17 protein-coding genes and 2 pseudogenes are annotated in these 22346 nt (G+C 43.1%); 16 read left to right on the top strand and 3 right to left on the bottom strand.

Going from position 1 to position 22346, the window contains the following annotated elements; translation table 11 throughout:
- Position 1: 1 nt before the first annotated feature.
- The 3 genes from KX728_RS09015 (at position 2) to KX728_RS09005 (ending at position 2564) form a co-directional block, all read left to right on the top strand.
- Positions 2-775 carry an NUDIX domain-containing protein gene (locus tag KX728_RS09015; protein WP_215804230.1) on the top strand — a complete coding sequence of 258 codons (774 nt, stop codon included), beginning with the start codon at positions 2-4 and terminating at the stop codon, positions 773-775.
- A 292-nt stretch (positions 776-1067) separates the two neighbouring features.
- Positions 1068-1751: a hypothetical protein gene (locus KX728_RS09010; protein ID WP_084877196.1), complete on the top strand. Its 684-nt coding sequence runs from the start codon at positions 1068-1070 to the stop codon at positions 1749-1751.
- A gap of 126 nt (positions 1752-1877) precedes the next feature.
- Positions 1878-2564 carry a YoaK family protein gene (locus KX728_RS09005; RefSeq protein ID WP_215804231.1) on the top strand — a complete coding sequence of 229 codons (687 nt, stop codon included), beginning with the start codon at positions 1878-1880 and terminating at the stop codon, positions 2562-2564.
- A gap of 56 nt (positions 2565-2620) precedes the next feature.
- Here the strand turns inward: KX728_RS09005 and dusB are convergent, their stop codons facing one another.
- Together dusB and hslO are read right to left on the bottom strand one after the other, a co-directional pair.
- Positions 2621-3601: a tRNA dihydrouridine synthase DusB gene (gene dusB, locus KX728_RS09000; RefSeq protein WP_215804232.1), complete on the bottom strand. Its 981-nt coding sequence runs from the start codon at positions 3599-3601 to the stop codon at positions 2621-2623.
- Positions 3588-4460, bottom strand: a complete 873-nt coding sequence (gene hslO / locus KX728_RS08995; RefSeq protein ID WP_215804233.1) for an Hsp33 family molecular chaperone HslO — start codon at positions 4458-4460, stop codon at positions 3588-3590. Before hslO ends, dusB begins: the two co-directional genes overlap by 14 nt.
- 286 nt (positions 4461-4746) lie before the next feature.
- Between hslO and KX728_RS08990 the strand changes: the two genes are divergently transcribed.
- The 11 genes and pseudogenes from KX728_RS08990 (at position 4747) to KX728_RS08940 (ending at position 17208) form a co-directional block, all read left to right on the top strand.
- Complete coding sequence (locus KX728_RS08990; protein ID WP_008276434.1) at positions 4747-4878, top strand: teichoic acid D-Ala incorporation-associated protein DltX; 132 nt, start codon at positions 4747-4749, stop codon at positions 4876-4878.
- A gap of 20 nt (positions 4879-4898) precedes the next feature.
- On the top strand, positions 4899-6449 hold the full coding sequence (gene dltA, locus KX728_RS08985; RefSeq protein ID WP_215804234.1) for a D-alanine--poly(phosphoribitol) ligase subunit DltA: 1551 nt from the start codon (positions 4899-4901) through the stop codon (positions 6447-6449).
- Positions 6446-7689, top strand: a pseudogene (gene dltB / locus KX728_RS08980) (D-alanyl-lipoteichoic acid biosynthesis protein DltB). The gene dltA and the pseudogene dltB overlap by 4 nt, the downstream one beginning before the upstream one ends.
- A gap of 13 nt (positions 7690-7702) precedes the next feature.
- A complete protein-coding gene (gene dltC / locus KX728_RS08975; protein ID WP_000351972.1) occupies positions 7703-7942 on the top strand; it encodes a D-alanine--poly(phosphoribitol) ligase subunit DltC in 240 nt (79 codons plus the stop codon).
- Positions 7935-9202 (top strand): annotated as a pseudogene (gene dltD / locus KX728_RS08970) (D-alanyl-lipoteichoic acid biosynthesis protein DltD). Before dltC ends, dltD begins: the two are co-directional and overlap by 8 nt.
- 142 nt (positions 9203-9344) lie before the next feature.
- Positions 9345-11396 (top strand): cell surface ecto-5'-nucleotidase Nt5e, encoded by a 2052-nt coding sequence (gene nt5e / locus KX728_RS08965; RefSeq protein ID WP_215804235.1) that lies wholly within the window; start codon positions 9345-9347, stop codon positions 11394-11396.
- Positions 11397-11545: 149 nt separating this feature from the next.
- A complete protein-coding gene (adcR, locus tag KX728_RS08960) occupies positions 11546-11986 on the top strand; it encodes a zinc-dependent MarR family transcriptional regulator (RefSeq protein ID WP_215804236.1) in 441 nt (146 codons plus the stop codon).
- Positions 11986-12690, top strand: a complete 705-nt coding sequence (locus tag KX728_RS08955; RefSeq protein WP_215804237.1) for a metal ABC transporter ATP-binding protein — start codon at positions 11986-11988, stop codon at positions 12688-12690. Before adcR ends, KX728_RS08955 begins: the two co-directional genes overlap by 1 nt.
- Positions 12683-13489: a metal ABC transporter permease gene (locus KX728_RS08950; protein WP_000950023.1), complete on the top strand. Its 807-nt coding sequence runs from the start codon at positions 12683-12685 to the stop codon at positions 13487-13489. Before KX728_RS08955 ends, KX728_RS08950 begins: the two co-directional genes overlap by 8 nt.
- Before the next feature lie 9 nt (positions 13490-13498).
- Positions 13499-15004: a zinc ABC transporter substrate-binding protein AdcA gene (locus KX728_RS08945; protein WP_215804238.1), complete on the top strand. Its 1506-nt coding sequence runs from the start codon at positions 13499-13501 to the stop codon at positions 15002-15004.
- A gap of 524 nt (positions 15005-15528) precedes the next feature.
- Entirely contained in the window at positions 15529-17208 is a 1680-nt protein-coding gene (locus KX728_RS08940) for an alpha-L-fucosidase (protein WP_215804946.1), read from the top strand.
- A 36-nt stretch (positions 17209-17244) separates the two neighbouring features.
- Here KX728_RS08940 and KX728_RS08935 read toward each other — a convergent pair whose 3' ends face one another.
- Entirely contained in the window at positions 17245-19332 is a 2088-nt protein-coding gene (locus KX728_RS08935) for a GH92 family glycosyl hydrolase (RefSeq protein WP_215804239.1), read from the bottom strand.
- A gap of 158 nt (positions 19333-19490) precedes the next feature.
- Here KX728_RS08935 and KX728_RS08930 point away from each other — a divergent pair, with 158 nt between their 5' ends.
- Positions 19491-20837, top strand: a complete 1347-nt coding sequence (locus KX728_RS08930) for a hypothetical protein (RefSeq protein WP_215804240.1) — start codon at positions 19491-19493, stop codon at positions 20835-20837.
- A 128-nt stretch (positions 20838-20965) separates the two neighbouring features.
- The gene (locus tag KX728_RS08925; protein WP_215804241.1) at positions 20966-22246 is read left to right on the top strand and encodes a glycoside hydrolase family 125 protein; all 1281 of its coding nucleotides are present in this window, start codon (positions 20966-20968) and stop codon (positions 22244-22246) included.
- Positions 22247-22346: the final 100 nt, after the last annotated feature.

Raw genomic sequence — 22346 nt, 5'->3', positions numbered from 1 at the left:
GATGGCAGACATAAAGATTCCAGAAGGGATGACGGAAAAAGAGTATTATGAAATCCATGCCAGTCAGGAGGAGTTTTTAGACTGGTACTACAAGCAGGAACTCCCTCAATATGAAAAACCAAGTGTGACAGTGGATATGGTGGCCTACTGCTTTGTTGAAGGAAAGATCAAGCTCCTGCTGATCCGTCGCAAGGCTCACCCTTATCAAAACTGTTTGGCTTTGGTTGGAGGCTTTATGGATAAGGGAGAGGAAGCTGCGCATGCCTGTCAACGCGAGGTGAGAGAAGAAGTCAATCTCGATCTACCTTTGGAAAAAATCGAGCAATTGATGACGGTATCAACCCCCGGTCGTGATCCACGGGGGTGGACAGTGACCATTGCCCACTTGGTTTATCTGCCTAGTCGCGCATTAGACCTCGTTCAGGCTGGAGACGATGCTAAGGATGTGGTTTTTGTAGATGTGGATTTTCGGACGGGCAAGTGCTTCTTAGAGGGAGTAGAGTTGGAGGAGAGAGCCTTCGCCTTTGACCATTATGCTATTATCCAAGAGTCCATCAAACGAATCCAAGGCCGTCTCGATTGGAATCCGACCTTCCTTTATCTGCTGGAAGAGGAGTTCACTGTCTACGAAGGAACTGAACTAGTCAATCTCATCAACCCAGGTCGCCCAATCGTCAGCAATAACTTTCTCGTAAAATACGGCGAATATGTAGAAGAAGTCGGACTCAAACGAGTTCCCAAAAAGAAACCAAGAAAAACCTATCGATTGAAATAAAAAGTGAGGTCGGGAACTTTTCCCGACCTCTTTATGTACCATCATGAGATGGCTTTTTGTTGCGACTGTATTAGGGGTGGCTATCTTTCTTAGGATTACACAAGAGCGATGCAAAAATAGGGCTCTTATCTAAAAAATCTTCTATTTTTCTGTTTTATTACGAATAGAAATAGTAGAGAGAAATTTTTTTAAATAGTTTCTCTAAATAGTTGACAGATTCAAAGCCCGATGTTACAATTATATTACAAAAAGATTTCTTAACATTTCAAAAATGTTACAAAGGAGTAGAAAAATGAAAAAGAAAACCTATATCAAATTGATGGCAGCGACTGTATTGGCTTCTACCTTGCTACTAGGAGCTTGTGGAAATAAAAACGAAACCACTCAAACCAGCAGCTCTGCCAAGACAAGTCAATCATCCAGTTCTAAAGCAGCTTCTTCTAGCAAAGAAAGCAAGACACAAAAATCTTCAAGCTCAGCTTCATCTGAAAAGGCTCAGGCATCTTCTGGTCAGTCTTCTACAACGGCAGATCAGTCACAAGCGAAACCGACACCTGAATCAAGACAAGAACAAGCAGCTCCTAGTCAACAAGCTCCATCTCAGGCACCTTCAACTCAGCAAGGTTCTCAAGCTCAGTCTAACCAGTCAGGCTATGATCCAACAACTGACCGCCAACTTCAAGACAAGCAAGCAGAACACAACAAACGCTACAAGGGTGTTTTAACCATGGTCGATGGTGATTTCTCAGCAGCTGCAGGCAACTGGAAGGGAGCAAATGGCGAAACTATTACGGTTTCATCAGGGGGCCAGTTTACAGTAGAAACTGCAGATGGAAAGAAAGAAAACTATTCTATCAGAGGCTACTCTTATACTCTTGATGATGGCAAGTATAATGCCAAAATCGGTGGCGGAAAAATCATTCAAATTACAACAGGTGCGGATGGTAAAGTTTCGAGTGTTGCCTTGATTCAATAATAAAATTTGGTGCTTTAACTTTTACTAGAAATCGTGCTGTAAAAGAGTGAGCCAACTGTTTTTCACTTAGTTTCTCCAAGAGAAAGTGGTATAATCAAAAAATCAAAGGAAAACGAGTGATAGTACATGGCAGATAAATTAATCTTACCTCAAAACACACGACTGATGGGAGTATTTCTTGGGTTTGTAGGTGGTTCTTTGGATGTGTTTTGCCATATTCAATACCATAGTTTGGTAGCGACACAGACAGGGAATATTCTCCTACTTATATCTGACTGGCACGACTCAAATGTCATCAATACGATGCTGCGATTCTGCTCCATTATTTTCTTTTCTCTAGGATTTCTGTTTGCATTGCACATGAAAGAATACCGCAAAACGGCCTACTGGCGGGTTAAGATGTTGCTCCCCTTATTTATCGGGACCCTTATTTTGCCTTTCTTTTCACGATTTCCTCTATTAGAAGTTCCTTTTATTGCTTTTGGAACAGGAATGATGATGCTAACATTTACGGGTAGTTTGATAGAAGATCATCCCTATGTCATTTTTATGACGTCTGGAAATTACCGAAAGATGTTGACCGCTTTGTATCGCATCGCTAGAAGAGAAGGAAATATCCAAGAATACCGTCGTCAGGCCTTAAATTATGGGATTGTTGTGGGAAGTTTCATAGTGGGGGCAATCAGCTTGGCTGTATTGATGCATTTTCTTCATGAATGGTCTGTTTGGATTATCAGCCTCAATTTGTTTTTGATTATGTCCTACTATATAGCTAGAGTGAAGCGATTAGATTTACAAGATGAAAACATATAAAAAACGGCAAGACTCATTTTTGAGCTTTGCCGTTTTTGTAAGTTGTAGATGTGAGACTATACTTTGTCTAATTGCAAGAGGGCTTCAATCTCTGCCAGGGTGTTAGCTTGTGAAATGGCTCCACGAAGTTTGGCTGCGCCAGATGTACCCCGGAGATAGTGAGGAGCGAGGCCACGGAATTCACGAACGGCTACGTTTTCTCCTTTGAGGTTAATCAAGCGTTTCAAGTGCTCGTAGGCGATTTTCATCTTGTCTTCGAAAGTCAAGTCAGGGAGAATTTCTCCAGTTTCAAAATAGTGATTGATTTGGTTGAAGAGGTAGGGATTTCCCATAGCAGCGCGACCAATCATGACAGCGTCAGCCCCGACTTCTTCGATACGCTGTTTGGCTTCTTGGACCGTACGGATGTCACCGTTGGCGATGAATGGAATTTTTGTCAAAGCTTGAGCGACCTTGTGAAGGGTCTCAAGGTCTGCGTGGCCAGTATACATTTGTTCGCGGGTACGGCCATGCATAGCGAGGGCAGAGACACCTGCAGCCTCTGCAGCGAGGGCATTTTCCACGGCGAGGGATGGATCAGACCATCCTGTACGCATTTTGACAGTGAGGGGGATATCAAGGACAGATTGGACCTTGTTAATAATAGAGTAGATCTTGTCTGGGTCCTTGAGCCACATAGCGCCAGCTTCATTTTTCACGATTTTGTTAACTGGGCAACCCATGTTGATATCGACGATATCAGTCTTGGTATTTTCTTGTATGAATTCTGCTGCGCGTGCGAGGCTATCTTCGTCGCTACCAAAAAGTTGGATAGAAACTGGGTTTTCTCCTTCATCAATATGAAGCATGTGCAGGGTTTTTTCGTTGTTGTATTGGATTCCTTTGTCAGAGACCATTTCCATGACAACAAGTCCAGCTCCGAGCTCTTTTGCGATAGTACGAAAGGCTGAGTTGGTGACACCAGCCATGGGCGCTAGAACGGTACGATTGGGAATCTCAACATTGCCAATCATAAAAGGTGTATTAAGATTTGTCACGAATGAGTTCCTCCAGGTCGTTTTCATCAAAGTTATAAGTTGTTTGGCAGAATTGACAAGTGATTTCTGCCCCGTGGTCTTCCTCTTTCATTTCTTCAAGGTCTGAGCTTGGAAGGCTGGCAAGAGCGTTCATAAAACGGTCTTTGTTGCAGTCACATTGGAAACGGATTTCTTCTTCAGATAGACGTTTGTAAGATTCGTCACCATAGATGGCCTTGAGGAGGGCTTCGATATGGTCATCGCTTTCCAGAAGGGTTGAGATAGCGGGCATTTCTTGGATGCGTTTTTCAAAGCGGGCAATCTCTTCTTCCTTGGCCCCTGGCAATACTTGGAGAAGGAAACCTCCGGCAACTTTGACCTTGTCGTCTTTATCCAAAAGAACATTGAGGCCGACTGCTGAAGGGGTTTGTTGGCTTTCTGTCAGGTAGTATGCCAAATCTTCACCGATTTCTCCAGAGATGAGGGGAGTCATGGAGTTGTAAGGATTTCCAGTACCATAGTCTGTGATAACGAGAAATTGACCATTTCCGACAAAAGGACCGACTAGGACTTCACCCGTTGCAGTCTTTTTGATGTCAACACCAGGATTTTGAACGTAGCCTTTGACGTTACCCTTGGTATCTGCGACCGTGATGATGGCACCGAGAGAGCTGGTTCCAAGAACTTTAACTGTTAGCTTGGTATTTCCTTTTTCATTGGCTGCGAGAATTTGGCTAGCGATAAGGGTACGGCCAAGTGCAACAGTTGAACTAGCTTGAGTTTGATGTTTTTCTTGAGCAGTGCGGACGGTTTCAGTGCTATCAAGGACAAAAGCACGAAAGGCTCCGCTTTCTGATATAGTTTTAATAATTTTATCCATAGCTACTATTTTAGCATAAAAATGCCCAAAGGGGGAGCCGTGTGTTTGCTGTTAATTTTTTAACTGTTTAATTTGTGATAACTAGTATAGGGGATTTATAGTAATGGGATTTTTTATTGACGTCAACCATTAATATTTTAACTTATCTTAAAATAAGCTAAAACCAATTTTTAAGTTATGGTAAACAGTTGAAAAAAAGGTTGATAAAGTGGTAAAATGTTAGGAAGATAAGATGCTAACAATACATACTGATAGTTAATAGAAATAATATATTAATGGATAGCTTATGAAAAAACAACGAAATTTACATGTATTCTTAGGCCGGACGGCTCTATATTTTGTAATCTTACTTGGTTTGCTTTATTTTTTTAGTTACCTTGGTCAGAGCCAAGGCACCTTTATTTATAATGAGTTCTAGTTTAAAGGAGAAGAGGAACAGTGTCTAATAAACCGATAAAAGATATGATTGAAACGATTGAGCACTTTGCTCAAACGCAACCAACATATCCTGTCTACAATGTTTTAGGTCAAGAACATACTTATGGTGATCTGAAGGCTGATTCGGATAGTTTGGCTGCAGCTATCGACCAACTAGGTTTGCCTGAGAAATCTCCAGTCGTCGTTTTTGGTGGTCAGGAATATGAGATGTTGGCTACCTTTGTAGCGCTAACTAAGTCAGGTCATGCCTACATTCCAATTGATAGCCATTCGGCCTTGGAACGAGTTTCTGCTATCGTAGAAGTTGCAGAGCCAAGCTTGATTATTGCCATCTCAGATTTTCCATTAGAGCAAACTAGCACACCGATGCTGAATTTGGAGCAAGTCCATGAAGCTTTTGCTCAAGCTTCCAGCTACGATATGATCCATCCAGTCAAGGGAGATGACAACTACTATATCATTTTTACTTCTGGTACGACTGGTAAGCCTAAGGGGGTGCAGATTTCTCATGACAATCTCCTCAGCTTTACCAACTGGATGATTACAGATAAGGAATTTGCGACGCCAAGTCGTCCGCAAATGCTGGCTCAGCCACCTTATTCTTTTGACCTATCTGTCATGTACTGGGCACCGACTTTGGCACTTGGTGGCACGCTTTTCGCTCTTCCTTCAGACATTACTCAGGACTTCAAAAAACTCTTTGCAACTATCTTTTCACTTCCAATCGCTATCTGGACCTCAACGCCTTCTTTTGCAGATATGGCCATGTTGTCAGAAGACTTTAATAGTGAGAAAATGCCAGGAATCACGCATTTCTACTTTGATGGTGAAGAATTGACGGTCAAAACAGCTCAAAAACTGCGTGAGCGTTTCCCAAATGCTCGTATTATCAATGCCTACGGTCCAACAGAAGCGACAGTAGCCCTGTCAGCTGTTGCCGTGACAGACGAGATGTTGAAGACTCTCAAACGCCTGCCAATCGGCTATACCAAGGCTGATTCTCCGACCTTTATCATTGATGAGGAAGGTAAGAAAGTTCCTAATGGTGAACAGGGAGAAATCATCGTTTCTGGGCCAGCTGTTTCAAAAGGCTATATGAATAATCCTGAAAAAACAGCAGAAGCTTTCTTTGAGTTCGAAGGTCTTCCAGCCTACCACACAGGGGATGTAGGAACTATGACAGATGAGGGCTTGCTTCTCTATGGTGGACGCATGGATTTCCAGATTAAGTTTAATGGTTATCGCATTGAGCTTGAAGATGTCTCTCAAAACCTCAACAAATCTCGCTTTATCGAGTCTGCTGTTGCTGTCCCACGTTATAACAAGGACCACAAGGTACAAAATCTACTGGCCTATGTCATCCTAAAGGACGGTGTCCGTCAGCAGTTTGAGCGTGATATCGATATTACCAAGGCTATTAAGGAAGATCTAGCAGATATCATGATGTCTTATATGATGCCGTCTAAGTTTCTCTATCGAGACAGTTTACCGCTAACGTCTAATGGTAAGATTGACATCAAGGGCTTGATCAATGAGGTAAACAGCCGATGATGGAGCTTTATAAACAGCTACCTCATTTGGAACCTTATGGTGATCTTCAGTACTTTTTATACGTAATTGCTGCGACTTTACCTATCTTTATTGGTCTTTTTTCAAGAAACGTTTTGCCTTGTACGAGGTGCTCGTTAGTCTCTTCTTTATCGTCACCATGTTGGTCGGTGGAAAGACGAATCAAATAAGCGCTCTTATTCTTTATGTTATCTGGCAAGTACTTCTTGTATCTTTCTACAAAAGGTACAGGAAACAACGGGATAGTAAATGGATATTTTACCTGGTTAGTTTTCTATCCCTATTGCCTATCGTCTTTGTGAAAGTATCTCCTGCTATTCATGGACCTCAATCTTTGTTTGGATTTTTAGGGATTTCTTACTTGACCTTTCGTGCAGTTGGGGTTATCGTCGAGTTGAGAGACGGTGTCATCAAGGATTTAACGATTTGGCAATTCTTGCGTTTTCTTCTTTTTATGCCGACTTTCTCAAGTGGTCCCATTGATCGTTTTAAACGCTTCAATGAAAATTACGAGACCATTCCTGAACGGGATGAGTTGATGGACATGCTAGAAGAGGCTGTCAAATATATCATGCTTGGCTTCCTCTACAAGTTTATCTTGGCTCACATTTTAGGAGAGACATTATTGCCTCCGCTGAAAAATTTGGCCTTGCAGACAGGTGGTTTCTTTAACCTCTACGCTTTAGCGGTCATGTACACCTTTGGTCTGGAGCTCTTCTTTGACTTTGCGGGCTACTCTATGTTTGCCTTAGCTATTTCAAACTTGATGGGTATTCATAGTCCTATCAACTTTAACAAGCCCTTTTTGTCAAGGGATTTAAAAGAGTTTTGGAATCGCTGGCACATGAGTCTGTCTTTCTGGTTCCGTGACTTTGTCTTTATGCGGATGGTCATGGTGTTGACCAGAAAGAAGGTCTTTAAAAATCGCAATGTGACCTCAAGTGTAGCCTATATTCTCAATATGCTGATTATGGGATTTTGGCATGGTGTGACCTGGTACTACATCGCCTATGGACTTTTTCATGGGATTGGGCTGGTCATCAATGACGCTTGGGTTCGTAAGAAAAAAGCACTCAATAAAGAACGGAAAAAAGCTGGAAAGGGTTCCTTACCTGAGAATCGCTGGATTCAGTTGCTTGGCATGGTTGTCACCTTCCATGTCGTGATGGTTTCATTCTTAATCTTTTCTGGATTTTTGAATGATTTATGGTTTAAAAAATAAAAGGATATGAAAAATGGATATCAAATCAGAAGTTATTGAAATTATTGATGAGTTGTTTATGGAAGATGTTTCTGACATGATGGATGAAGATCTTTTTGATGCCGGTGTCTTGGATAGCATGGGAACGGTTGAATTGATTGTGGAGATTGAAAACCGTTTTGACATTCGTGTTCCAGTGACGGAGTTCGGTCGTGATGACTGGAATACGGCTAATAAAATCGTAGAAGGCATTACGGAGTTGAAGAATGCTTAAACGCTTGTGGCTGATCTTCGGGCCTATCTTCATTGCTGGATTTTTGGTTCTTCTACTCATTTTTTTTATCCAGGTACAACAAGCCATAATCTGACGGAGGAGAAATATTCGGCGGCTTCTGTTAGTGCAGAGAGTTTTAAAGAGAGAAGCCAGAAAGTAAGAGCTCTTACGGATCCAAATATGCGCTTTATTCCTTTTCTAGGGTCCAGTGAATGGATTCGATTTGATAGTGTACATCCAGCTGTTTTAGCGGAAAAATACCATCGTCCCTATCGTCCTTACTTTCTAGGTCAAGCAGGAGCAGCCTCTCTCAATCAATATTTTGGTCTACAGCAAATTTTGCCAGAAATAGAGAATAAGCAGGCTGTATTTGTGATTTCGCCTCAGTGGTTTACGGAGACAGATTATGAACCCGCAGCGTTTCAGAGATTTTTTAACAGTGACCAATTGACAGCTTTTTTGGGAAATCAATCTGGTGACATTGCTGCAAAGCATGCGGCTATTCGATTGTTAAAGCAGAATCCTAATGTTGCATTAAAAGGCATTGTTCAAAAACTGTCAAAGGGTGAAGAATTATCAGATGTTGATCAGGTTGCTATTGATATTTTTGCGCGATTCAACGAAAAACAATCCGCTCTCTTTGGACAATTCTCCATTCGAGGACAACTCAAGTACAAGGAACACGTGGAGAACTATTTAAAAGATCTTCCGGATCAATTTTCTTATGATGAGTTAGAAAAAATTGTTCGTAAGGATGCAGAGGCAAATACGACTAATAACGATATGGGGATGGAAAATCATTTCTATACGAGAGAGATTCAAAAGGATTTAAAAAAATGGGAAGGGTATCAAAAAAATTACAACTTCCTCAAGTCCTCTGAATACAATGATTTGCAGCTGGTCCTCAATCAATTTGCTAAGTCGAATGTCAATGTGCTCTTTGTCATCCAGCCGGTTAACAAGAAGTGGATGGAGTACACAGGGCTCAGCGAAGAGATGTACCAACATGCAGTGGAGAAAATTCGTTACCAATTAGAAAGTCAGGGTTTTACCAATATTGCTGATTTTTCAAAAAATGGAGGGGACCCTTATTTTGTTAAGGATACCATTCATCTAGGATGGTTAGGTTGGCTGACTTTTGATAAGGTTGTCAATCCTTTCTTGACGGATCCGAAACCAGCTCCAGACTACAAGATGAATGACCGCTTCTTTAGCAAGGACTGGGCGACCTATGATGGGAACATCAAAGATTTCCAATAAAATGAGCTAAAAGTTTGGGATTTAAACCCAAGCTTTTTTGTTTAAATGGCGAATATTTAAGATACAAATAGGTCAAAAGTTTCAAAATTTTTAGAAATAGCGTATAATATAAAAGAGAAAAAGAAAAGAAAGGGATTTTATAATGAACAAACGTTCTTTGTTACCTGTCTTGTCGACAGCCCTGTTAGCTCCAGCCTTCTTAGCTGGACAAGTCTATGCTGAAGAAGCAACGACTCCTGCAGAAAGTTCAGCTGTTGTAGCGACTCCTGCTATGTCGGCGACTCCAGCTCCTGTTGAGAGCCCTGCGGTACCGGAAACTTCGGCAACTTCAGAAGCAGATGCACCTGCAGAAGCTCCGTCAGCTCCTGCTGAATCTACTAAAGGCGAAGACAAGGACACCGTTATTTTACACACCAATGATGTCCATGGTCGTATTGTAGAGGAAAAGGGAGTAATTGGAGATGCCAAGTTAGCGACTGTCATTGAACAGGAGCGTGCGAAATCAAATCAAAATACTCTAGTTGTTGATGCGGGAGACGCTTTCCAAGGTTTACCGATTTCCAACTCTACTAAGGGTGAAGCGCGCGCTGAAATTCTCAATCAGATGCAGTATGATGCCATGGCAGTAGGAAACCATGAGTTTGACTTTGGTTTAGACGAAGCTAAGAAATACAAGGAAATCTTGAAATTCCCATTACTTAGTTCAAATACCTACGTCAATGGTGCTCGTCTCTTTGAAGCTTCTACAATCGTTGATAAAGATAAGACTGTGGAAGGTGATGAGTTTGTTGTAATCGGCGTGACAACACCTGAAACAGCTACCAAAACTCACCCTAAAAATGTCAAAGGGGTAACTTTTACAGATCCAATCTCTGAAGTCAATAAGGTCATCGAAGAAGTTCAAGCTAAGGCTCGTGCAGAAGGTAAGGACTACAAACACTACGTTGTGCTCGCTCACTTGGGTGTAGATACCACAACTCCAGTCGAGTGGCGTGGTTCAACCTTGGCAGAAGCTCTATCTAAAAATCCTCGTCTCAAAGGCAAACGTGTGACAGTTATTGATGGGCATTCTCATACAGTAGCTTCCACAACTTATGGCGACAATGTTACCTATAACCAAACAGGAAGTTACCTTCATAATGTTGGGAAGGTTATCTACAAATCACGTCAGCTTTTGGGCAATCCAACTCAGATTCCGGCTGCTGATGCTAAAAAATTACCAGCCAATCCAACAGTTGAAAAACTAGTCAAAGACATTAAACAAAAATACGATGCTGAAAATGCTGTTGAAGTCGTTTCAAACAGCCCTGTAGAACTCAACGGAGATCGTGAAAATGTTCGGGTTCGTGAAACCAACCTCGGAAACGTCGTAGCGGACTCCCTCTATCAGTACGGTCAGACAGGATTTAGCCATCCGACTGACATCGCTGTGACAAATGGTGGTGGCTTGCGTGAAACTATTGCAAAAGGCAAACCGATTACGAAAGGAAATGTCATTGCTGTTCTTCCATTTGGAAATACCATCTCACAAATCCAAGTGACGGGGCAACAAGTTTTGGATATGTTTGAAAAATCACTCGGATCTATCTTGCAGGTCGATAAGGATGGCAAGAAGGTCTTGGATGAGAACGGACAACCATTGCTAGAACCAAGTGGTGGATTCTTGCAAGTTTCAGGTGTGAAGGTCTACTATGATACCAACCTACCATCAGGTAAACGTGTCTTGGCCATCCAGGTTAAAAACCGCGCGACTGGTCGTTATGATCTCCTAGACCTCGCAAAAACTTACTATCTTGCAACCAATGATTTCTTAGCTGCGGGTGGTGATGGCTACACTATGTTAGGCGGCGCGCGTGAAGAAGGTCCTTCTATGGATGCAGCCTTTGAAGAGTATCTGAAAACCGCTGATTTGACCCAGTATGAAAAGATCAATCCGAACTCACGGACGATTTCTGTGGATTCTAAAAACTTTAGTCTACCAGTAGAAACACCTCAAACGAATGCGGCTGCTAACGATGCGACTACAAATGTGCCATTGACTTATGAGGTGGCAGGTCAATTTAGCAAGAAAGCAGTTGTCTCAGAAAAAGCCCTCCCAAATACAGGAAGCGAACAGTCCATCTTCTTGCTCTTAATGGGAATGGTAGCTGGTTTGGCAGGTATCTTGTCGAGTCGAAAACCAAAGCAAAAATAGGTTAAATTTCATATCTAGAAGAGTCTAGGGAAACGTTTTTACGCCTTTTTCCCTTGACTCTTTTTTGGTTTATGATATAATTAACCAGTAAAGAATCGGTGGCTATCTATGTTTTTTTACGAAAAAGATAGCTAGGGAAGGAGTAACACATGAGACAGCTTGCGCAGGAAATCGATAACTTTTTAAACGAGGTGATCTTGAGATCTGAGAACCAGCATGAAATTCTAATCGGGCATTGCACGAGTGACGTTGCCTTGACCAATACTCAGGAACACATCCTCGTGCTCTTATCAGAAGAATCCCTAACCAACTCGGAGTTGGCCCGTCGTCTCAATGTCAGTCAGGCGGCAGTGACCAAGGCTATCAAGTCTTTGGTCAAAGAGGGTATGTTAGAGACATCGAGAGATCCAAAAGATGCGCGTGTGATTTTTTACCAACTGACAGAACTAGCTCGACCAGTAGCGGCAGAACACCACCATCATCATGAACACACGCTCTCAGCCTATGAACAAGTGGCAAGTCAGTTTACTCCAAATGAACAAGAAGTTATCCAGCGGTTTTTAACTGCTTTAGTAGGAGAAATTAAATAATGCGGTATATTACAGTAGAGGACTTGTCTTTCTATTATGACAAGGAACCTGTCCTCGAGCATATCAACTACAGTGTTGATAGCGGGGAGTTTGTCACCCTGACTGGTGAAAATGGAGCTGCCAAGACGACGCTTATCAAGGCGAGTCTAGGCATCTTGCAGCCGAGATTTGGCAAGGTAACCATCTCAAAGATAAATACTCATGGAAAAAAGCTTAGGATAGCTTATCTTCCTCAGCAGATTGCCAGTTTTAATGCTGGTTTTCCAAGTACAGTTTATGAATTTGTCAAGTCTGGTCGCTATCCGCGAAAGGGCTGGTTCCGTCGCTTGAATGCCCATGATGAGGAACATATCAAGGCCAGTCTAGACTCAGTTGGTATGTGGGAACATCGTGACAAACGAATTGGCTCCCTCTCAGGAGGGCAAAAGCAACGAGCGGTTATTGCTCGGATGTTTGCTTCTGACCCAGATATCTTTGTCTTGGATGAGCCGACAACAGGGATGGATGCTGGAAGCAAAAATGAATTTTACGAACTCATGCACCACAGTGCTCATCATCATGGCAAGGCTGTTTTGATGATTACCCATGACCCTGAGGAGGTCAAGGACTATGCGGATCGCAATATCCATCTAGTCCGTAACCAAGACTCGCCGTGGCGTTGTTTTAACGTTCACGAAAGCGACCAGGAGGTGGACCATGCTTAGTTTGTTATCTTATGACTTTATGCAGCGGGCCTTCTTGGCTGTCATTGCCATGAGCCTCTTTTCACCAGTTCTTGGGACCTTCCTTATCTTACGTCGTCAGAGTTTGATGAGTGATACTCTTAGTCACGTTTCCTTGTCAGGGGTTGCCTTTGGTCTGGTTTTGGGGATTTCTCCAACTATTTCAACCATTGCTATTGTCCTGATCGCTGCTGTCTTTCTGGAGTATCTCCGTACAGTCTATAAGAACTTTATGGAAATCGGGACAGCTATCCTCATGTCAACAGGGCTTGCAGTCTCCCTTATCGTGATGAGTAAGGGGAAAAGTTCGAGTTCCATGAGTTTGGACCAATATCTCTTTGGGTCTATTGTGACTATTAGCCAGGAGCAGGTGATTTTCCTCTTTGCCATTGCTGCGGTCGTTTTGCTCTTGACTTTCTTGTTCTTGCGACCAATGTATATCCTGACTTTTGATGAGGACACGGCCTTTGTGGATGGCTTGCCAGTTCGTACCATGTCTATCCTCTTTAACATGGTGACAGGGGTGGCGATTGCCCTTATGATTCCAGCAGCAGGAGCTCTTTTGGTATCGACCATTATGGTCTTGCCAGCTAGTATTGCCCTTCGTCTGGGGAAAAACTTCAAATCCGTTATGTTACTAGCCAGCGCTATTGGCTTTTTGGGAATGGTGGCAGGACTTTATATTTCCTACTATGCGGAAACCCCTGCTAGCGCTAGTATTACCATTATCTTTGTAGCTGTCTTTTTGTTAGTCAGTCTACTGAAACGTTTTATCAAATAGGAGAATGAAATGAAAAAAATTAGCTTACTACTGGCTAGTCTATGTGCCCTGTTTTTAGTGGCTTGTTCCAATCAAAAACAGGCAGATGGGAAGCTAAATATCGTGACAACCTTTTACCCTGTCTACGAATTTACCAAACAAGTCGCAGGAGATACTGCTAATGTAGAACTTCTAATCGGTGCTGGTACAGAACCCCATGAGTATGAACCGTCTGCCAAGGCAGTTGCCAAAATTCAAGACGCAGATACCTTTGTCTATGAAAATGAAAATATGGAAACATGGGTTCCAAAATTGTTAGAATCCTTGGATAAGAAAAAAGTGAAAACTATCAAGGCAACAGGTGATATGCTCCTCTTGCCAGGTGGTGAGGAAGAAGAGGAAGGGCATGATCATGGCGGTGAGGGTCACCATCACGACTACGATCCCCACGTTTGGCTTTCACCAGCACGCGCCATCAAACTGGTAGAGCATATCCGTGACAGCTTGTCAGCAGATTATCCTGATAAAAAAGAGACTTTTGAGAAGAATGCGGCTGCCTATATTGAAAAATTGCAAGCCTTGGACAAGGCCTACACAGATGGCTTATCTCAAGCGAAACAAAAGAGCTTTGTGACCCAGCACGCTGCCTTTAACTACCTTGCCTTGGACTACGGTCTCAAGCAAGTATCTATCTCAGGTCTCTCACCAGATGCAGAACCATCAGCAGCACGTTTGGCAGAATTGACAGAGTATATCAAGAAAAACAAGATTTCTTATATCTACTTTGAAGAAAATGCCTCACAAGCCCTCGCCAATACACTTTCAAAAGAAACAGGTGTCAAACTAGACGTGCTCAATCCGCTAGAAAGTCTAACAGAAGAAGCAACCAAGGCCGGTGAGGATTATATCTCTGTGATGGAGAAAAACCTCAAGGCTTTGAAACAAACAACGGACCAAGAAGGACCAGAAATCGAGCCAGAGAAGGAAGAAAACACTAAGACAGTTCACAACGGTTACTTTGAGGATGCAGATGTCAAAGATCGTACCTTGAGTGACTATGTTGGCAACTGGCAGTCAGTTTATCCTTTCCTTGAGGATGGAACCTTTGATCAAGTCTTTGACTACAAGGCTAAGTTGACTGGTAAGATGACCAAGGATGAGTATAAGGTTTACTATAGAAAAGGCTATCAGACAGATGTGACTAAGATCAACATCTCGGACAACACTATGGAATTTGTTCAAGGTGGTCAAAGCAAGAAATTCACCTATAAGTATGTCGGCAAGAAAATCTTGACTTATAAGAAAGGCAATCGTGGCGTGCGCTTCCTCTTTGAAGCGACAGATGCGGATGCTGGACAGTTCAAGTATGTTCAGTTTAGTGACCACAATATCGCCCCAGTTAAAGCAGAACATTTCCATATCTTCTTTGGAGGTACCAGCCAAGAAGCCCTCTTTGAAGAGATGGATAACTGGCCAACCTACTATCCAGATAACCTATCTGGCCAAGAAATCGCCCAAGAAATGTTGGCGCATTGATGCAAGAGAGAATCCCGCAAATCTGCGGGATTTTTTGCTGGAAACGATTAGGTTGTTAGGTATTATAGTACCACAGTTGTGCTGTTCACAATGTGATAAAGAAGTCATTTCCTACTGACAGATTCTAACTAGCTGGCGAATGCAAAAGCTACGATTGTACAAATTATAGAATCTTTTCAGGGGATTTAGGAAGGAATCTTAGTCATATTGACGCTGCTATCGCTTTTTGTTATAGTCAAGGAGAGAGCGGTTTGGAACACTAGTTTATTCACAGTCTGTGGATAAGTCTAGGGGAAAATGACATATAACTCAGGGTGTTGAAGCATCCTGATAATAGTTCCGTACATTAGTAACTTGCTAGAGAGCTAGTAGAAACCCTAGTACAGAGCTGTTTGACAAAGGTATGTTTAGGGTGAAGGCTTCCAAGTCTAAGAGCTGGATTTTGGAGAAACTAGTTTTTAGGCATGTTTTCTTATCCACAAGTTGTGGATAACTTTGTGAACAAGAGAAAGAGATGTGAGATGATGACGAAAATAAAACCGCATGGACCATTACCAAGCCAGGCCCAGCTAGCTTATTTAGAGGATGAACTAGCTGCCTTTATCCATTTTGGTCCCAATACCTTTTATGACCAGGAATGGGGAAGTGGGCAAGAGGATCCCAAGCGTTTTAACCCGACCAAGTTGGATGCGCGTGAATGGGTTCGGGTGCTCAAAGAAACGGGTTTTAAAAAGCTGATTTTGGTGGTGAAGCACCATGATGGTTTTGTGCTCTATCCGACCGCATACACAGACTATTCGGTCAAGGCTAGTCCTTGGAGGAAAGGAGCGGGGGACTTGCTCCTTGAGGTTTCCAAAGCTGCGACTGAGTTTGACATGGATTTGGGAGTGTATTTGTCTCCTTGGGATGCTCACAGTCCCCTCTATCACGTGGACCGAGAAGCGGACTACAATGCCTACTATCTGGCTCAATTGAAGGAAATCTTGTCAAATCCTGCCTATGGAAATGCTGGTAAGTTCGCTGAGGTGTGGATGGATGGTGCTCGAGGCGAAGGGGCCCAAAAAGTCAACTATGAGTTTGAGACCTGGTTTGAAACCATTCGTGACTTGCAGGGCGATTGTTTGATTTTCTCAACTGAGGGAACTAGTGTTCGCTGGATTGGAAATGAACGAGGCTATGCAGGGGACCCCTTGTGGCAAAAAGTCAAGCCAGACCAGTTGGGGACAGAAGCGGAATTAGATTACCTGCAGCACGGAGACCCCTCGGGAACGCTGTTTTCAATCGGTGAGGCAGATGTTTCTCTTCGGCCAGGCTGGTTTTACCATGAGGATCAGGATCCCAAGTCTCTTGAGGAATTGGTCGAAATCTACTTTCACTCGGTGGGTCGGGGTACACCTCTCTTACTCAATATTCCTCCAAACCAAGATGGACTCTTTGACGAAAAGGATATTCAGCGTCTCTATGAATTTGCTGTCTACCGTGACGAGTTCTATAAAGAGGATTTGGCTTTGGGAGCCAAGGTATCTGGTCCTGCTCTATCACCAGACTTTGCTTGTCATCATCTGACAGATGGACGGAAGACCAGTTCATGGGCAAGTGATGCAGAGTTGCCAATCCAATTAGAGCTCGATTTAGGGACACCTAAAACTTTTGATGTGATCGAGCTGAGGGAAGATTTGAAGCTAGGACAACGCATCGCTGCTTTCCATGTTCAGGTAGAGTTGAATGGTACCTGGCAGGAGTTTGGCTCTGGTTATACTGTTGGCTACAAACGTCTCTTACGAGGATCAGTCGTTGAGGCGCAGAAGATACGTGTGACCATTACAGAGGCACAGGCTTTGCCTTTGTTGGCCAAAATTTCACTCTATAAAACACCTACCTTGTCGAGAAAAGAAGTCGTTCAGCAACTAGAGTTCTCAGAAAAAAGTCTGGCTGTGATCAAGGGAGAAAATGTCCACTTTACAGTGAAGCGCATAGAATCTAGCAGTCCTTTAGAAGCTAAGATTTCGATTCAACCAGGGACGGGTGTGCATGGTGTCGCCTATCGGGACGAGATTCAAGTCCTTACGTTTCAAGCTGGTGAGACTGAAAAAAGGCTAACGCTACCAACCTTGTATTTTGCAGGAGATAAAAGCTTAGATTTTTATCTGAATTTGACAGTAGATGGTCAGCTGGTTGACCAGCTTCAGGTCCAAGTTTCATAAAAGAAGAACCTTTGCGCGATGCAAAGGTTCTTTTGGTTATGAGTGATTTGGCAACCAGCTAAGTGTAAAGGTTAGTTGCTCAGCTTTCAAGAGGTCTTGGTGTTGAATGCTAGATACTATGGTCTTGTCCAATCGGCATTCTTTGACAAAGTTGAAATGGCTGTGGTTTTGCTCGGCATGGATATCCAGCCATTTATTTTCCTTAGCTAGGTAGATACGGAGATGGTCAAAGAGAGGAATTCCGAGATCGTAACTTGGTTTGCCTGGACAGGTCGGGTAGAATCCAAGAGCTGACCAGATATACCAAGCAGAGAGACTGCCATTGTCCTCATCGCCAGGATAAGCTTCCCAGCTTGGGTGAAAGGTCTTCTGACGTAGCGTCTTGATGAGAAGAGCGGTATAGTCAGGGTAGTCGCTGTAGCGGAAGAGATAAGGAATGTGGAAGCTAGGCTGGTTGGAAATGGCGATTTGCCCAAAAGGAGCGGTAGCCATCTCGCTCATCTCGTGAATCTCGTAACCATAGCCAGTCGTCTCAAAGAGGGGAGCATCTTGACAGGCTTTCAAAAGATAGTGGCTAAAGGTTTCCTTTCCACCCATAAGCTGGATTAAGCCTGGGATGTCGTGGAGGACGCCTAAGGTCGCTTGAATGGCAGAGCATTCGGCGTAGTCGCGTCCCCAACTATAAGGAGAGAAGTCGGGGCGGAAGTTGCCTTGGCTATCTCGCGCACGCATGTAGCCCGTCGCAGTGTCAAATAGATGGTGGTAATTTTGTGACGAAGTTCTATAAGTTTCCGCGATGTCATTCTGACCAAGCTTTTCGGCACAGCTGGCGATACAAAAGTCGCTATAGGCATAGTCAAGGGTGTGGCTGACGCTTTCGTGGTGGTCGGTAGAGAGATAACCTAATTCTTGGTATTGGGCTAGTCCGTGACGACCATTGATGCCGAGAGGGTCGGATTTAGTGGCTGTCTCCAGCATGACTTGGAGGAGTTCTTCTTCCAAGTCGGGAGCCATATCCTTGCAGGCGCTATCTGCGATAATACCGTCCAATAGAGTACCAGGCATCATGCCACGTTCATCTGGAGCCAGCCATTTTGGAAGGAATCCAGTATCGCGGTAGCTATTGAGGAAACCTTCTAGAAAGCGGTGATAGTGTTCCGGTATGACAAGCGCAAAGAGGGGGAAGGTGGTGCGGAAGGTATCCCAGAAGCCATTATTGCTAAAGAGGACGCCGGGCTTGACAGTACCAGTAGTCAGGTCCATATGGATGGCTTGCCCTGACTCGTTCACTTCATAAAAAGTCTGCGGGAAGAGGAAGAGTCTGTAGAGGCAGTGGTCAAAGAAGGTCCGGTCAGCCTCTCCTGTCTCTAGTATGTCAAAACGATGGAGGAGATTTTCCCAGTCCGCTTTCGCATTTACTTTACAGCTGTCAAAGTCCTTTTGAGGTAGATTAAGCAGAGCTTGAGAAGGCGATATGAAAGAAGTTGCTAGTTGAATCTCGGCTTGACTGCTTGCTAAGTCAATTCGCCAGTCTCCCTCTTCTTGTGTGATAGCAAGAATATCCGTATTCATTTGCAGGGCAGTGAATAGTTTTAGCGTATTTTTGTTTGTCTCTGTTTTTCCTTCTTGACGCAGGGCAAGAGTCCGCTTATCTATTTGTTCTACTGTCAGTTCATCTGCTGCGTGAAGATAGAGGGAGAGGGCTTTGCCTTGCTTTTGCTCCAAACGAATAGAAGCGCCATAGCAAGTCGGTGTGAGTTGGGTTCCAATCTGATAGCGCAGGGAGAAAATCTTCAGATAATGAGGCTGGAAAGAGGCCTTATCTAGGTCAAAGGAAGACTGACGATGGAAGAGGCTGTCTCCACCTAGCTGGCCTGTAACAGGTGTCAGAAGGAGCCAAGAGTAGTCCCCAATCCAAGGGCTGGGCTGGTGGGTTAATCGAATCCCCTGAAAAATGGGCAGATGCGGATCGAAAAACCAAGCTCCCTCCTGGTCACTGGTCTGAGGCACAAAATAATTCATCCCGAAAGGGACGCCCGTGTAGGGCAGGGTATTTCCTCGAGAAAAGGCGTGTTTGCTGGCAGTCCCAAAGCGGGTATCGATGGTTTCAAGTAGTGTTTTCATAAAAAAGCTTTCTGTTGGAGTTTTTGTTTAGTATAACATGAAATTGCCAATAACCGAATTTTAAAAAGTGAATGCACCTATAAATTTCGGTTAATAATTTACAAATATTCATTCTTTTGTTAGAATGGAGACAATAAAAAAGAAAAGGGGATTTTTTTATGAGTGATTCGGTAAATAATGTGAATAACGAAGAATCTGTAGAGAAGGTTGAAAACACGCCTGTAGAGGATGTGAAGTCAGTTGCTACTCAAGAACCAGAAACTGTGGAAGAAACTGCTTCTGAGCAAGCAAAAGATGACCAATCTGAAGAAGTGGTGGAAGAGAAAGATTCTAAATCAGAACAGAAAGAAGATGCAAAAGCTTCAGCTCAACAAGTAGTTGAAAAAACCAAAGGACTGTTTGCAACGAAACGCAAAGAAATCATTGCAGCTCTTGTGGCAGTAGCCGTTATTATTGTGGCATTTGTGGGATACAATGTTATCCAGTCACAACCAAAAAGCTTGATTGGCGACGTTAAAGTTGAGTTCTCAGGTTATGAAGAATCTGGAACGGTAACTTATAATAGTCAAGATATTGCTGAGAAAGTAGCAGAAATAGCATACCAAAAAGTAGGCTTTAATAAAGACCAGGCAGCTGGTTTGGCTAAAAAAGATCCTATTATTTACGCAGAAGTGTCAAGAGATGGCAAGTTGGCGTCTAAATTGATACAAGCAGAAGCGATGATTAGTAGTGTCCATTATGAATTTGACAAAACAAATGGTCTCAAAAATGGGGACGAAGTTACGTTCACTGTAACAACAAGCTCAAAAAACTCACCATTTAAAGCTGAAAAGAAAACTTTCAAAGTTGAAAACTTGAAAGAATATGAGAAGGTATCAGCGGCTGATTTGCTCAAAGAAACTCCTGTGACATTTACTGGATTTAATGGGTATGGCATAGCGTCTATTACAGAAAATCCTAATAAAGACGCCTATTTCAACTTTGAAGATAACAAACGTCCGACAAACTTGAAGAACGGAGATACAGTTACTCTTACTGTTAGTGTGACCTATATCAATGAGTTAAAATCAAAAGGAAAAGTTGTTGACAACAATAAGGTCGAGGTGACTGTTGAAGGGTTGAAAGACTTAAAAGATGTGAAGAACTTTGCGGATCTTCTGAAAAAGAATGATGACTATAGCAAGTCTGAAAATCAAAATAGTTCCTTTAGCACCTACACTTTAGAGTCGCAAGGCAGTTATTTGAAAGTCATCCCAGAAGAGAATAAAAAATCAAATGGAAAAGTTTCGTTGATAACAGTTTATAAAGTAACTTGGTCAAGTGGCAATTCAAAAGAAGTTCGTTACAAATACTATGGTTATCAAGCTTACCTGTTGAAAGATGGCAATCTAGATCTTGATGCTGCTTCTAAAGTATCAAGCTGGGGATCAAAAGATTTAGAAGGTCTAAAAGCTGAACTGGCTACCGAAGGTTATAAGGCTTACGAAGAAAAGAAAAGTGAATAGAAAAGTTGGGGGAGAGCCCCAACTTTTTTTCATAAGTTTGTTTCAAAACGCCTTTAGTTTGTGTATATCTTTTGGAGGCGTTTTTTTTATACTGAACATGAAACTTGTTTGAAAGAGGAAACTGCACGATGATTTATTCGAAAGAAATTGTTAGAGAATGGCTGGATGAAGTAGCAGAGCGGGCTAAGGACCATCCGGAGTGGGTGGATGTCTTCGAGCGTTGCTATACAGACACCTTGGACAATACAGTTGAAATCTTAGAAGATGGCTCAACTTTTGTCTTGACTGGGGATATTCCTGCCATGTGGCTTCGGGATTCGACAGCCCAACTCAGACCCTACCTTCATGTGGCTAAAAGAGATCCTCTCTTGCGTCAGACCATTGCAGGTTTGGTCAAGCGTCAGATGACCTTGGTGCTCAAAGACCCGTATGCCAACTCCTTTAACATTGAGGAAAACTGGAGGGGCCACCACGAGACTGACCATACCGACCTTAATGGCTGGATTTGGGAACGCAAGTATGAGGTGGACTCGCTTTGCTATCCTTTGCAACTGGCTTATCTCCTTTGGAAAGAGACTGGCGAGACCAGTCAGTTTGATGAGACTTTTGTTGCAGCGACCAAGGAAATTCTTCACCTCTGGACGGTAGAGCAAGATCACAAGAACTCTCCATATCGCTTTATTCGAGATATAGACCGTAAGGAAGATACTCTGGTAAATGATGGTTTTGGACCTGACTTTGCAGTGACTGGTATGACCTGGTCAGCCTTTCGCCCGAGTGATGACTGCTGCCAGTATAGCTACTTGATTCCGTCCAATATGTTTGCTGTAGTAGTCTTGGGTTACGTGCAAGAAATCTTTGCAGAACTAGACCTAGCTGATAGCGAGAGTATTATTGCAGATGCTAAGCGTCTCCAGTCTGAAATCCAAGAAGGAATCGAAAACTACGCTTATACCTCCAACAGCAAGGGTGAAAAGATTTACGCCTTTGAAGTGGATGGTCTAGGAAATGCTAGCATCATGGATGATCCAAATGTACCGAGTCTGCTGGCTGCGCCTTATCTGGGCTATTGCGACATTGAAGACGAAGTGTATCAAGCCACACGCCGTACCATTCTAAGCCCTGAAAATCCATATTTCTACCAAGGAGAATACGCTAGTGGTCTTGGAAGTTCCCATACCTTCTATCGCTATATCTGGCCAATCGCCCTTTCTATCCAAGGCTTGACAACAAGAGATAAGGCAGAGAAAAAATACTTGCTGGATCAGCTAGTTGCCTGCGATGGTGGCACAGGTGTCATGCACGAAAGTTTCCACGTGGACGACCCAACGCTTTACTCACGTGAATGGTTCTCTTGGGCCAACATGATGTTCTGCGAGTTGGTCTTGGATTACTTGGATATTCGCTAATACTCTTCGAAAATCTCTTCAAACCACGTCAGCTTCGCCTTGCCGTATAGATGTTACTGACTTCGTCAGTTCTATCTGCAACCTCAAAACAGTGTTTTGA

Origin of the sequence: Streptococcus oralis, from assembly GCF_019334565.1 — a bacterium.
Taxonomy (GTDB): domain Bacteria; phylum Bacillota; class Bacilli; order Lactobacillales; family Streptococcaceae; genus Streptococcus; species Streptococcus oralis_CR.
This window is presented reverse-complemented; position numbering and strand designations above follow the sequence as displayed.

Excerpts from the sequence above, each read along its gene's own strand:
- KX728_RS09015 (WP_215804230.1), top strand. The coding sequence starts at position 2 with ATGGCAGACATAAAGATTCCAGAAGGGATGACGGAAAAAGAGTATTAT.
- KX728_RS09010 (WP_084877196.1), top strand. The coding sequence starts at position 1,068 with ATGAAAAAGAAAACCTATATCAAATTGATGGCAGCGACTGTATTGGCT.
- KX728_RS09005 (WP_215804231.1), top strand. The coding sequence starts at position 1,878 with ATGGCAGATAAATTAATCTTACCTCAAAACACACGACTGATGGGAGTA.
- hslO (WP_215804233.1), bottom strand. The coding sequence starts at position 4,460 with ATGGATAAAATTATTAAAACTATATCAGAAAGCGGAGCCTTTCGTGCT.
- KX728_RS08990 (WP_008276434.1), top strand. The coding sequence starts at position 4,747 with ATGAAAAAACAACGAAATTTACATGTATTCTTAGGCCGGACGGCTCTA.
- dltC (WP_000351972.1), top strand. The coding sequence starts at position 7,703 with ATGGATATCAAATCAGAAGTTATTGAAATTATTGATGAGTTGTTTATG.
- nt5e (WP_215804235.1), top strand. The coding sequence starts at position 9,345 with ATGAACAAACGTTCTTTGTTACCTGTCTTGTCGACAGCCCTGTTAGCT.
- adcR (WP_215804236.1), top strand. The coding sequence starts at position 11,546 with ATGAGACAGCTTGCGCAGGAAATCGATAACTTTTTAAACGAGGTGATC.
- KX728_RS08955 (WP_215804237.1), top strand. The coding sequence starts at position 11,986 with ATGCGGTATATTACAGTAGAGGACTTGTCTTTCTATTATGACAAGGAA.
- KX728_RS08950 (WP_000950023.1), top strand. The coding sequence starts at position 12,683 with ATGCTTAGTTTGTTATCTTATGACTTTATGCAGCGGGCCTTCTTGGCT.
- KX728_RS08945 (WP_215804238.1), top strand. The coding sequence starts at position 13,499 with ATGAAAAAAATTAGCTTACTACTGGCTAGTCTATGTGCCCTGTTTTTA.
- KX728_RS08940 (WP_215804946.1), top strand. The coding sequence starts at position 15,529 with ATGACGAAAATAAAACCGCATGGACCATTACCAAGCCAGGCCCAGCTA.
- KX728_RS08935 (WP_215804239.1), bottom strand. The coding sequence starts at position 19,332 with ATGAAAACACTACTTGAAACCATCGATACCCGCTTTGGGACTGCCAGC.
- KX728_RS08930 (WP_215804240.1), top strand. The coding sequence starts at position 19,491 with ATGAGTGATTCGGTAAATAATGTGAATAACGAAGAATCTGTAGAGAAG.
- KX728_RS08925 (WP_215804241.1), top strand. The coding sequence starts at position 20,966 with ATGATTTATTCGAAAGAAATTGTTAGAGAATGGCTGGATGAAGTAGCA.